The 11,549-nt window shown below is 61.3% G+C and carries 13 protein-coding genes and 3 tRNA genes; 10 read left to right on the top strand and 6 right to left on the bottom strand.

The features are described 5' to 3' along the window. Window positions 1-22: 22 nt before the first annotated feature. The 3 genes from secF to yajC form a co-directional block, all read right to left on the bottom strand. Window positions 23-1,009: a protein translocase subunit SecF gene (secF, locus tag SPHV1_RS20295; RefSeq protein ID WP_054947812.1), complete on the bottom strand. Its 987-nt coding sequence runs from the start codon at window positions 1,007-1,009 to the stop codon at window positions 23-25. 12 nt (window positions 1,010-1,021) lie between these two features. After that, window positions 1,022-2,635, bottom strand: a complete 1,614-nt coding sequence (secD, locus tag SPHV1_RS20300; RefSeq protein WP_054947813.1) for a protein translocase subunit SecD — start codon at window positions 2,633-2,635, stop codon at window positions 1,022-1,024. 87 nt (window positions 2,636-2,722) lie between these two features. After that, complete coding sequence (gene yajC, locus SPHV1_RS20305; RefSeq protein ID WP_054947814.1) at window positions 2,723-3,058, bottom strand: preprotein translocase subunit YajC; 336 nt, start codon at window positions 3,056-3,058, stop codon at window positions 2,723-2,725. Window positions 3,059-3,330: 272 nt separating this feature from the next. On the opposite strand from yajC, the gene SPHV1_RS20310 reads away from it, so the two are divergent. The 5 genes from SPHV1_RS20310 (at window position 3,331) to SPHV1_RS20330 (ending at window position 5,444) form a co-directional block, all read left to right on the top strand. Then, a tRNA-Pro gene (locus SPHV1_RS20310) sits at window positions 3,331-3,407 on the top strand. A gap of 149 nt (window positions 3,408-3,556) precedes the next feature. Beyond that, on the top strand, window positions 3,557-3,970 hold the full coding sequence (locus SPHV1_RS20315; protein ID WP_054947815.1) for a holin family protein: 414 nt from the start codon (window positions 3,557-3,559) through the stop codon (window positions 3,968-3,970). Between the two features lie 116 nt (window positions 3,971-4,086). Then, window positions 4,087-4,407, top strand: coding sequence for a hypothetical protein (locus tag SPHV1_RS20320; RefSeq protein ID WP_054947816.1), 321 nt, complete (start codon window positions 4,087-4,089; stop codon window positions 4,405-4,407). Window positions 4,408-4,524: 117 nt separating this feature from the next. Further along, the gene (gene aroQ, locus SPHV1_RS20325) at window positions 4,525-4,962 is read left to right on the top strand and encodes a type II 3-dehydroquinate dehydratase (RefSeq protein WP_054947829.1); all 438 of its coding nucleotides are present in this window, start codon (window positions 4,525-4,527) and stop codon (window positions 4,960-4,962) included. 71 nt (window positions 4,963-5,033) lie between these two features. After that, on the top strand, window positions 5,034-5,444 hold the full coding sequence (locus SPHV1_RS20330; RefSeq protein ID WP_054947817.1) for a GFA family protein: 411 nt from the start codon (window positions 5,034-5,036) through the stop codon (window positions 5,442-5,444). 4 nt (window positions 5,445-5,448) lie between these two features. Here the strand turns inward: SPHV1_RS20330 and SPHV1_RS20335 are convergent, their stop codons facing one another. Further along, the gene (locus SPHV1_RS20335) at window positions 5,449-5,916 is read right to left on the bottom strand and encodes an Lrp/AsnC family transcriptional regulator (RefSeq protein WP_013833269.1); all 468 of its coding nucleotides are present in this window, start codon (window positions 5,914-5,916) and stop codon (window positions 5,449-5,451) included. A 246-nt stretch (window positions 5,917-6,162) separates the two neighbouring features. On the opposite strand from SPHV1_RS20335, the gene SPHV1_RS20340 reads away from it, so the two are divergent. The 4 genes from SPHV1_RS20340 (at window position 6,163) to SPHV1_RS20355 (ending at window position 9,323) form a co-directional block, all read left to right on the top strand. Next, window positions 6,163-8,028, top strand: coding sequence for a HAMP domain-containing sensor histidine kinase (locus SPHV1_RS20340; protein WP_054947818.1), 1,866 nt, complete (start codon window positions 6,163-6,165; stop codon window positions 8,026-8,028). Window positions 8,029-8,075: 47 nt separating this feature from the next. Next, window positions 8,076-9,080, top strand: a complete 1,005-nt coding sequence (locus tag SPHV1_RS20345) for a polysaccharide deacetylase family protein (protein ID WP_054947819.1) — start codon at window positions 8,076-8,078, stop codon at window positions 9,078-9,080. A 64-nt stretch (window positions 9,081-9,144) separates the two neighbouring features. Then, window positions 9,145-9,220, top strand: a tRNA-Ile gene (locus SPHV1_RS20350). 26 nt (window positions 9,221-9,246) lie between these two features. Continuing rightward, window positions 9,247-9,323 (top strand) — tRNA-Pro (locus tag SPHV1_RS20355). A 287-nt stretch (window positions 9,324-9,610) separates the two neighbouring features. Here the strand turns inward: SPHV1_RS20355 and SPHV1_RS24595 are convergent. Together SPHV1_RS24595 and SPHV1_RS24600 are read right to left on the bottom strand one after the other, a co-directional pair. After that, on the bottom strand, window positions 9,611-10,714 hold the full coding sequence (locus SPHV1_RS24595) for an MrcB family domain-containing protein (protein ID WP_082431085.1): 1,104 nt from the start codon (window positions 10,712-10,714) through the stop codon (window positions 9,611-9,613). Between the two features lie 36 nt (window positions 10,715-10,750). Then, window positions 10,751-11,089 (bottom strand): excalibur calcium-binding domain-containing protein, encoded by a 339-nt coding sequence (locus SPHV1_RS24600; protein WP_082431086.1) that lies wholly within the window; start codon window positions 11,087-11,089, stop codon window positions 10,751-10,753. A gap of 141 nt (window positions 11,090-11,230) precedes the next feature. On the opposite strand from SPHV1_RS24600, the gene SPHV1_RS24605 reads away from it, so the two are divergent. Beyond that, a partial coding sequence (locus SPHV1_RS24605) for a DarT ssDNA thymidine ADP-ribosyltransferase family protein (protein WP_197277757.1) occupies window positions 11,231-11,549 on the top strand: 319 nt, incomplete at its 3' end.

The following is an 11,549-nucleotide window of genomic DNA, read 5'->3' on the forward strand; positions in this document are numbered from 1 at the left end:
TCGTTAGGGTTTCAAGATCAGCTCAAGGGCGTCCGACGCCCTCTCGGGCCTTGCGTTCCTGCCGTTCGATTGCGGACTCGGTCGGCACGAAGCTGTCGCCGCTCACGCCAAGCCAGATCAGGATCGGCGCGGCCATGTAGATCGAGCTGTAGGTGCCCACGAAAATGCCCAGCACGATAGCCGCGGTCAGGCCGAAGAGGCTTTCCGGACCGAAGAGCAGAAGCGGGATCAGCGCGACCAGCAGCGTGGCCGAGGTCATCACCGTACGCGCCAGCGTTTCGTTGACCGACATGTCGAGCAGTTCCGGAAGCGGCATCTTGCGATACTTCTTCAGGTCCTCGCGGATACGGTCGTAGACGACGATGGTGTCGTTCAGCGAGTAACCGATGATGGCGAGGATCGCGGCAATGATCTGCAGGCTGAATTCAAGCTGGAACAGCGCGAACATGCCGAGTGTCAGCGACACGTCGTGGAACAGCGCAAAGAGCGCCCCGACACCGAACTGCCATTCGAAGCGGACCCAGATGTAGATCGAGATCGCCAGCATTGCGGCCAACAATGCGTAGAACGCCATCTGGCGAAATTCGCCGGAGACCTTGCCCGAAACGGTATCGTTACCGTCAATCCGTACATCCGGATGGTTCGTCTGCAGCGCGCCGACGATCCGGTTGGAAATGGCCTCGGCCGCGCCGGGGTTCCCTTCGGCTTCATCGGGAAGGCGCACGCGGATCGAGACCGAGTTGGGATCGCCGAAACGCTGAATGATCGGATCTTCGAAGCCGAGCGCGGAAATCTGCTGGCGCACCTCCGCAACCGGGGCTTCGGCCTCCTTCGTGAAAGTGGCGCGCACTTCCAGACCGCCGGCGAAATCGACGCCGTAGTTGAGACCTCTGGTCATGACCAGGCCCCAGCTCGCCGCGATGAGGATGATGCTCATGATGTAGAAGGGAACACGCCACTTCAGGAAGTGGATGTTGGTGTTCTCGGGAACGAGTTTCAGAAGGCGCATGGCAGCGGGCCCTTACACGTGCAGTTCGGTAGGCCGCGCCTTGCGCAGCCACGAGGCGACCCACATGCGGGTCAGCGTCACGCCGGTGAACACCGAGGTGAACAGGCCGATGATCAGAACGACGGCGAAGCCGCGGACCGGCCCCGATCCGAAGGCGAAGAGCAGCGCACCGGCGATCGCGTTGGTGACGTTGGCGTCGTAGATCGCGCGGCTTGCTTCCTTGTAGCCGTTCTCGACCGCGGCAAGGACGCGACGGCCCTTCTTGCGCTCTTCACGCATGCGTTCATAGATCAGCACGTTGGCGTCCACGGCCGCACCGATCGTCAACACGAAACCGGCGATACCCGGCAATGTCAGGGTGGTGCCCATGACCGCCATGACGCCCAGGATCATCAGCACGTTGAAGATCAGCGCGATCGTCGCGTAGATGCCGAAACGGCCGTAAGTCACGATCATCAGCAGGACGACGAGCAGCGAGCCCACGCCCATGGCGATCAGGCCCTTCTTGATAGAGTCGGCACCGAGGTCGGGGCCGACGGTGCGTTCCTCAACGACCGTCAGGTCGACCGGAAGCGCGCCCGAGCGCAGCGCGATGGCGAGCTGCGTGGCCGACTGGACCGAGAAGCTGCCCGAAATCTGCGCGCTACCGCCGAGGATCGGTTCATTGATGTTCGGAGCCGAAAGCACCTTGCCGTCAAGAATGATCGCAAAGCGCTTGTTCACGTTCTCGCTGGTCAGCTTGGCGAACTTGGCGCCGCCGGTCTGGTCGAAGGTGATCGAGACGACCGGTGCATTGGTCTTCGGATCGAAGCCCTGCTTGGCATTGGTCAGCTGATCGCCCTTGATGCCACCAAGGCGCTTGACCGCAAGCATCGGGACGCCGCCCGAACCGGGCGAATTGGGATCGGCCCATGGCACCAGCTCGTCGCCCGGCGGGACAATGCCCTGCTGGATGTCGTTGGGTGCAGCCGTCTCGTCGACCAGCTTGAACTCAAGCTTGGCGGTCTGGCCGATCAGGCTCTTGAGCGCGTCGGGATCGTCGAGACCGGGAACCTGGACGACGATACGCTCCTCGCCCTGGCGGATGATAGTGGGTTCACGCGTACCGAGCGCGTCGATGCGCTTGCGTACGACCTCGATGGCCGAGTCCATTGCATCGGACACGGCCTGATCGAGGCCTTCGCGAGTCGGCGTCAACACGAAGCGGTTGCCGTCCTCGACCTTGATGTCCCAGTCGCGCTGGCCGGTGAGGCCGGCGCCCGAGGTGAGCGCGAGGATCTCGTCACGCGCGGCGTCGACCTGCGTGGGATCCTTGAGCATGAAGCTCAGGCGGCCATTGCTGCTGGAGATATCGCCGATGGCAATGCGCGGATTGGCGAGACGCAGGCGTCCGCGAACCGATTCCTCCATGTTCTCCAGTCGCTGTTGCGCGACCTGGCTCTTGTCGGCCTCGAGCAGAATATGACTGCCGCCGGCAAGGTCGAGCCCGAGATTGACTTCGGGATCGGGAAGGGCGCTGGGCCAGGGAAGACCGGAAACGGAAAACAGTGAAGGCAGCGCGGCTGCGGCGATGACAAGTGTCAGGCCCCAGTACCAGAGCTTCTTCCAGGTAGGAAATTCGAGCATTGCCTTGGGCTTCTCTCCGAGAGGGCGCGCCGGAATAGACGCATCCCGGATGTGTTTCGGGCCTCACATGGCCCGGGCAGAATCGACTCAGTCGTTCGCGGGCTTGCTGCCTGCGGGCGGAATCACGTCGACGATCGTCGACTTGAGTGTCTTGGCACGTACGCCCTGTGCGATCTCGACTTCGGCGTAGTTCTCGTCGACCTTGATGACCTTGCCGATGAAACCGCCGCCGGTCAGCACTTCGTCGCCCTTCTTCAGACCCGAAAGCTTGGCCTTGTGTTCCTTCTGTTGCTTCATCTGCGGACGCAGGATGAGGAACCAGAAAATCACGGCCATCGCCACGAACGGCAGGTACTGCACCCAGGCGGGCGGCGCACCGGCAGGTGCAGCGGCGGCGAGCATGGGAAGAATCGAACTATGCATGAAACAGATGCGCCTTCTTGTGTGGTCCCTCGAGCGACTCGCTTGCAGTCATCCAGACTGATGCGCTCCTGCCCGGGAAAATCCACTTCACGGAAAATCCAAGTGCGCGGGCGGTTAGCAATAAAGCGAAGCACTGGCAACGCGCGGCCTCGACACGGTGCCGGGACGGGGCGAAACATAGGTGCGACGGGAAAGCGTTCAACCCATGCGCAAAAGTATGTTCTTCGCGCTTGCGCTCCGTGAATGAGGTGCCTATAGGCGCACCCCTCGGTCGGGACGTAGCGCAGCCTGGTAGCGCATCACACTGGGGGTGTGGGGGTCGGAGGTTCGAATCCTCTCGTCCCGACCAAAATTTTCCAGGACATTCGGAAAATGGAAGCATCGCGGCGCAAACGGCCGCGATGCCCCGCGTGTACCGCGCTTCAAACCTGCCATTTTCCTACACGAACCGGTTTGGTTATCTATCTGCGATCGCCAATTGCATTGCAGGAGTGATCCATGCCGCTGCTCGATACGCTGATCAGCCCGATTTCGCACATCATCGACAAGGTCATCCCCGATCCGGACGCGCGCGACCGGGCCAAGCTGGAACTGCTTCGACTCGAGAATTCGCAGGAAATCGAGAAACTTCGGGCCAGCCTCTCAGCCGTCGTCACCGAAGCCGGATCGGCCGACCCCTGGACGAGCCGCGCCCGCCCGAGCTTTCTCTACGTCATGTACGCCATGATTCTCTGGGCCCTACCGATGGGCCTGATCGGGGCTTTCAGCCCCGCTACCGCCCAGGCCATTGCGACCGGCATGACCGCCTACCTGCGCGGCATTCCCGAACCGCTCTACGCGCTCTTCGGCACCGGCTACCTCGGCTATTCGGCCATGCGCCAGTGGGGCAAGGCGAAAGGAAGCGACCGTTAACCGCTGCGCGCCTTCAGGGGGCCGCGGATTTTCGCGGTAAAACTTTTCTAAGCCTTACCGTTCTAAAGGCCGAGCGAAGCCTGCTTCATTTCACACGCAGCAAGGAAAACAGAGTCGTGGGTCGCCCTATCTTGCGCATACTTGCGTTGATCGCGCCTGCCTTCGCCCTGTCCGCATGCGGATCGGGCCGGGAGGCGCAACTCGAACAGCAACTCGCCAAAGCCAAGGCCCAGGCGCAGCAACAAGCCGAGGCGCGCGCGGCCGCCGAACGCGAGGCCGCGGCTGCACGCGACCAGGCGCGTCAGGCAGCCCTTTCCGACTTCTACTCAGGTTCCGAAGGCGACGAGGGCTATGTCGAGGATGCGCCCGATGCCGATTCGGCACCGGCCGACGACGCCCCTCCCCCCGATCCGGGCCTGCCTGCCATCGACGCCTGAAACATACGATCGCCGCGCCGGCTTGCATGGTCATGACCAGTCGCTAAGGCTGTTCGCCGAAAGACATGGCACCTGCGCTGCATGCGCGAGGGGCCGCAGGCAAAGGAATGGCGCAAGATGGCTTCGAAGCTGGTTTATGTTCTCAACGGACCCAACCTAAACCTGCTCGGCAAGCGCGAACCCGGGATTTACGGGTCCCAGACGCTGGACGACATTGCTGCGATGCTCGTCGAACGCGGAGGCCAACTCGATTGCGGGATCGAGATGCGCCAGTCGAACCATGAAGGCCATCTCGTCGACTGGCTGCACGAGGCTCAGGCTGACGGTGCGCATGCGGTGCTGCTGAATGCAGGGGCCTACACGCACACCTCCGTCGCTTTGCACGACGCGATCCGCGCCATCGAGACGCCTGTCATCGAAGTGCACCTTTCCAACCCGCACACGCGCGAAGAATTTCGCCACAAGTCCTGGGTCGGCATGGCCGCCAAGGGCACCATCGCGGGTTTCGGCGCGAAGAGCTACCTGCTGGCCCTGGAAGCTGCCGCCTCACTCTGACTTGCGAGAGTTGGCAATAGTCCCCAGCCCCGGCAGCCTGCGCGCCGAAACCGGGAAAGGAATTGCCGCAGATGTCGGAAACACGCGAAGGCGGCTGCCTGTGCGGCAGCGTGCGCTACAAGGTGGACTGGCCCCTCGCCGCGCTCGTCGTATGCCACTGCACCCATTGCCAGAAACAGGCGGGCAGTGCCTTCTCGCTCGTGGGCGTCGCACCGCGCGGGGGACTGCACCTGACCGGTGAACTGTCGACATACGAAGATAGCGGCACGACGGGCCAGACCGTCTATCGCCAATTCTGTCCGCGCTGCGGCTCACCGGTACTGACCGACACTCCTGCAGCGCGCGAACAGGGCATCATCTTCATCAAGGCCGGGACGCTGGACAGCAGCGAAGGGCTGGAGCCCTCGCTGCATTACTGGTGCGACAGCGCGCACGACTGGTTCTCGATACCCGAAAGCGTCGAGAAGCTCGCGACCCAGTAGCCCTTCAGCCGCCCAGCGGGACGCCGGGCTGGTTCTTCGAAGTGCGGATCGTCAGCGAGGTCTTCACGCTGTCGACGTTCGGCGCGGGCGTGAGCTTGGAGGTCAGGAATTCCTGAAAGCTCTGCAGGTCACGGCTGACGATCTTGAGGATGAAGTCGATCTCGCCGTTGAGCATGTGGCACTCGCGCACTTCGGGCAGGCCCTGCATGTGTTCCTCGAAGGCCCGCAGCGCCTCTTCGGCCTGGCTTTTCAGGCTCACCAGCGCGAAGACGGTGATCGTGAAGCCCAGCTTGGAGGCGTCGAGATCGGCGTGATAGCCTTGGATAATCCCGGCTTCTTCAAGGCTGCGGACGCGGCGCAGGCACGGCGGCGCGGTCAGCCCGACGCGCTGGGCAAGCTCGACGTTGGTGATGCGTCCTTCGTCCTGCAGTTCCGCGAGCAGCCGACGGTCGATTTCATCGAGATTAAACATTTGGACCTTCCTGTCAGCCGCACTCCTGCAGCCACCCCTGATTGCAATTTCCACATCGAAAATGCGGCCACGCTGTAATATTATTATCCCATAGCGTAATCGTCCCGCTTTGCAACGCCCCGAAACTGCCCGCTTCCGCTATTTCGTCACTTTGCTAGGATATTTTTCGGGTCAAATTGGCACCCAAGTGGAAGGACGTGGTTAACCTGTCTCCCTCTAAGCGGACGGGACGCTCCTGGAGATTGAATGCATTTCGACGATCGCCTTGCTACGGTTATGCGCCTGCCCGCCTCCGGCGACGCACTCGCGCGTATCCAGTACAGGCAACTCGTCGATCTGCTCGGCCGCCTTCCCTGCGATGCCCAGTCGGACATGCTCGAGGCCGGACTGGCCCGTGTCGAGGAACTGGCCGCCCACATTCCCGCGGCCGACCGCGCCCGCCTGCTGCGCCAACCGCTGCAGCCCATTACCAATTCGCGACTGCTCGCGATTCTTGCCGCCGACGAACCTGACGTCGCCACCGCCGCGATCACCGGCGCGCGGCTGCAGCAGGACGAATGGCTCAAGCTCATACCCGAACTGCCGGTCCGCGCGCGCGGCATCCTGCGCCACCGCCGCGACCTGGAACCGAAAGTCGAAGCGCTGCTCGAAAGGCTCGGCATACGCGATCGCGGCCTGCCTCCGGCATCCAATCCGGCACCCCAGGAAGTCGAACCGAGCGCTCCCAGCCTTGAGGACATCCTCGACCTTGCAGACGAATCCGCACTAGAGGCGCAAGCGACAGCCTCGCCCGAACCTGCGGCACCGACTCCGGGCGTACAGCCTGCCCCCACTCCATCCGTTTCCCCGATCACGCCGGACCATGCGGCGGAATGGGCCCGCGCTGCCGCAGCCGTCCAGGCCGAACGGCCGCGCAATTCCGAGGCAGGAATCGGCGCCATCGTCCGGCGCATCGAAGAGTTCCGCAGGGCCCGGCAATCGCACTCCACTTTCGAAGTGGCGAACGACGATCCGCGCCTGCCGCTAGGCGATCTGGCTACAACCGCGCCGCGCCTGCCCGTTACGGTCGATTTCGAAACCGATCAGGAAGGCCGCATCACCTGGGCGGACAGCGCCTATGCGCCGTCGCTGGTCGGCCTCAGCCTATCCGCGCACGAAGTGACAGAACGACAAACCCTGCCCGACCAGGACATGGCCACGACGATTCGCCACCGTCTGCCCTTGCGCGCCGCGCATGTGCGGATCGCAGGTGCGCCGCGCGTCGCCGGCGAATGGCAGGTCGATGCGATTGCCAGTTTCGATGAACAGACCGGCCGCTTCCTCGGCTACCTCGGAAGGCTGCGACGCCCTGCCCGTCCCCGGCCACACGAGGCACGTTCGGGCGGCAACCTGAGCGAAGCCGATCGCATGCGCCAGATCCTGCACGAGCTGCGCACTCCGGCCAATGCCATCCAGGTGGCTGCAGAAATCATCCAGCAGCAGCTCTACGGCCCAGCGCCGCACGAATATCGCGCCCTCGCCGCCGCCATCGCCGGCGACTGCGCGCACATTCTTGCCGGGTTCGAGGAACTCGACCGGCTGGTAAAGCTGGAATCGGGCGCCATGCAGGTCGAAACCGGCGACTGCGACATCAGCGAAATCCTGAACCAGACCGTTGCCCGGCTGCGGACATGGACCGATCCGCGCCGCAGCGGCTTTGCCCTGCCGGTCGACATCGACTTGAACACTTATCCGATCCAGGTCGACCGCATCGAGGCCGAACGTCTCGTCTGGCGCCTGCTCGCCGCCCTGGCCGGATCGACCGCACCAGACGAAATCCTCGAACTGGCCTGTTCGCGCGAAGCCGGGGACTGCGTGGTTATGCGCATCGCCCTGCCGGCCGCGCTCGCCGCGCGCGACAATGACGACCTGTTCGATACGCCCCCCGGCGAGCGCGGACAGACGCTCTCTGCCGGCATGTTCGGCCTGGGCTTCACCCTGCGGCTGGCCGCAGCCGAAGCAGTGGCAGTGGGCGGTGCTTTGCGGCGGGAAGGCAATGACCTCCATTTAACCCTGCCCGGGTTGACCGCTGCTGCGGCTAGCCATAGCACCGCAGTCAATCATTCGCGCTGACACCTGCGACGACTGGCAGGCGCAGGCGGATCGAGGGGGAATTCTTTTTGCCGGCGTCAAACCTGCTTGAACCGCCCACAGCGGCTGACCTTGCAACATTTTCCAGCGATTTCGGACAGCGGTTCATCGTCACCGTGGATACCGAGGAAGAGTTCGACTGGGATGCGCCCCTCAACCGCGATCGCCATGGCGTCGCGACGGTTCCAGCCCTGCGCAAGTTCCAGCAGTTCTGCGAAGGTTTCGGCGTCGTGCCGACCTACCTGATCGATTACCCGGTCGCCAATGCGGCTCTCACCGGTCAGGTCCTTGGCGAAGCCGTCAGTTCGGGCCGCGCCGAAGTGGGCGTACAGCTTCATCCTTGGGTCAATCCGCCCTTCGAAGAAGAAATCAGCGAATTCAACAGCTACGCAGGGAATCTTGACTTCGAACTCGAGCGCCAGAAATTCCTGCAACTGCGCGAGAAGATCGAGACCGTGTTCGGTACGGCCCCGCAGATCTATCGCGCCGGACGCTACGGCCTGGGTCCGCGCACCAGCGAGATCCTGACTGAGTTCGGCATCGCTATCGACACATCGGTGCGCTCGCATTTCGATTACAGCGGCAATGGCGGGCCGAACTATCGCAGCCATCCCCTCAAACCCTATTGGGTCGATCGGGAACGTCGCCTGCTCGAACTGCCTCTCACGACCGTCTACTGGGGCCCGCTGCGCCAGCTCGGTAACGTAATCTATCCGCAGCTCTGGCGCACGCCGACCGCACGCGGCGTGCTGGCCCGCACCGGACTGCTGGAGCGCATCCCGCTCACGCCGGAGGGCGTGACGGCCGACGAGGCCCTGCGCGGCGTCGACATCGCCATCGACGAAGGCCTGCCTGTCCTCGTCTTTTCGTTCCACAGCCCTTCCTTGGCGCCGGGCCATACCCCCTACGTGCGCACGGACGAGGATCTCGACGCCCTTTACGCCTGGTGGCGCACGCTTTTCGCCCATCTCGACCATCGAGGCGTCAAGCCGACAAGTGTTGCACAAATCATGTCGAGCGTGGAGCTTGCGTAGTTCGATGATGCAAGCTAACGCGCCTCAGCCCGGCTATGTCGATTGAAGCTGGGTCGGCGATTTGGGGCCTGTAGCTCAGCGGTTAGAGCTGGCCGCTCATAACGGCTAGGTCGCGGGTTCGAATCCTGCCGGGCCCACCATCGCCTGATATCGACGCCCGAGAGGTCGGGGAGTGGCGCAGTCCGGTAGCGCGCCTGCTTTGGGAGCAGGATGTCGCAGGTTCGAATCCTGTCTCCCCGACCAACTTCTTTTTTCCATTGAAAATCAATGGATTAATGTCATTCCTCCAATAGCAACGTAGCACCTGAACGTAGCAATTCAGGCTGTGGATAACTTTTGGCATGTCGGACCATATCTAGGGTTTTGATCACCCCATCGCTTTGGCATGAACCAACGGCCTAGGGGGACGAACATAGAAGACGAATCCAAGTCCGTGCTGTTCAACACACCATGGCGACACTGTTTTCCGCGCAGAAGGCACTTCGCGAATGAACGCGCGAGTTTCGGTAGGCAAGGCCCGACGTAGTGGCTTATTCTAAGATTGAAAGAATGCAGCTGTAGCTAAGCGGTACCAACTGCGCCTCTGCAACGCTCCATTGCTCAAAAGCTGTGACCACCCCCCCATCGGCAATCGTTCGCAAGTCGAGCAAGTTAATATCGTGCACAACAATCAAAACGTTATGGGGGTAGCTTTTCCGGTGTAGTTCGACTTCGTTGGCTGTAAGCAGCACCTTACCCAGCGCCGCAGTGGTTCCCTTGACCTCGATGCAGTGCTCCACATTGTCGCGCCTAGCGAGGTAATCGCAGGAATGCGTTTGATGCACATCCTTAATGTTATCAAAGCCATTTGCTTGTAACCAGGAATAGGCCATTGCCATGGCCCGTGCTTCGACGGCTTGCTTCTGCGCTGCCGTTAGCCCGAATCCTTGCCCACTTAACCTTGCAGAGGGCGACTTTGGTCGCGCAATGGTAGTGATTGCCTCCCTTGCCTCTGCAATTTCCGGCGGGTCAGCTTCGGGCGAACGCCCAAGTTCTATCGCCCGATAAATCTGCCCTAGCAGTCCTACGGCATTCTCCGCATCGCGCTGCAACGTCTCATCACTGGGCAAGTCGTTAGTTGGATACAGTTTTGAGAATGCTGTTGTGGCTTCATATGCCCTAGAGAGCTTTTGGGCAGAACCAAGGTCTACGCCCTCGTTAAACCCGAGCAAGGATGCCTCATCACCTAGAAGACCTCTCCCCCAGCGCATTAACGAAGCTGCCTCGGTTGCACTACGAGGCTTGAAGTCCCCACCGTCAAACCGGGTAGAACCGTGACTAATGCCCAGCGTCACTCCTGAACCATCTTCTCGGAACAGATAAACGACATACCAGCCGCTTTGGGCAGACGGCGATAACTCTGGCGAATGGATACGGACCCATGGAACAAATGTCTTCAAGCCGGTGCCATCGCGACCTTGAACATTAAGCCTACCTCGGAACGGTAAGAGAGCGCCTGGCGCAGCAGCTGCCCAATCGCGCATTTCCGTTGGTATGATATTTCGTATGAGGTCGCCCCTCCGCGCCATCGCTGGCGTATTTTCCGAAGAGTACTCTAGTTGAAGCGCCAGCACCTCGCTAAATAGTTCCCGCATCAGTTCCCCTTAACGCCTGCCTAAAAATCCCGTGCTCTATCGTCCACGGTAAGGTTCGCAACCGATACCATCGCCATCACGGTCTAGATGTGGTCCATAGCCTGGTTGCCCGATATAGACTGGCGCTGCGCCAGCAGCCCTGGCCTCCGTACAGTTCCGATAAGCCCCTGATTGTCGTTGTTGCCCAAAAAGCGATTGCGGCTTGTTAGGCGGATTCTGTTGCTGACTAGAGCCGGTAGAACGATGGCAATGGTAGTCGCCAGTTTTGCGGTTGTTGTGGCAACCTTCGGCATTCAACCCACCCGGATGTGCAAACGCACACCCACAGGTCACAGGAAGTGCCAAGAGCGCGAAAAAGATGTTTAGCCACCCCATATCACCTCCCTCCCCACACCGCCTCTAAGTCATGAATAAGCCCCTTGGGCATGAAAAAAATGTAAGCAGGTCAGAGAGGATTGCAGCATTCAAGTCGCGCAATTACCCATTTCAATGAACGGACTAAGTTGGAGCTTCACGGTGCGGCAGGACATTCGGGATTTTGCGGTTGAGCGCAGCATCCCATATCTTCTTCATTTCACTAGAGCAGAGAACCTACCAAGCATCATGGCGAATGGGCTAGTGCCGCGAGCACAGATTGACAGTGGACAAGTCGCGGCCGCAGCTAACGATGATATGCGGTTAGACAACAGAAGAGATTACAACTGTCTAAGCGTCGCGTTCCCCAACTGTTTGATGTTCTACAGATTCCAGAATGACAATCCGGGGGTGGAATGGCCCATACTTGTCATCAATCGCGCCATTATGGAGGTACGCAATGTCAACGGCGGAGTAAAAG

It is taken from the genome of Novosphingobium sp. KN65.2 (assembly GCF_001368935.1).
GTDB lineage: Bacteria > Pseudomonadota > Alphaproteobacteria > Sphingomonadales > Sphingomonadaceae > Novosphingobium > Novosphingobium mathurense.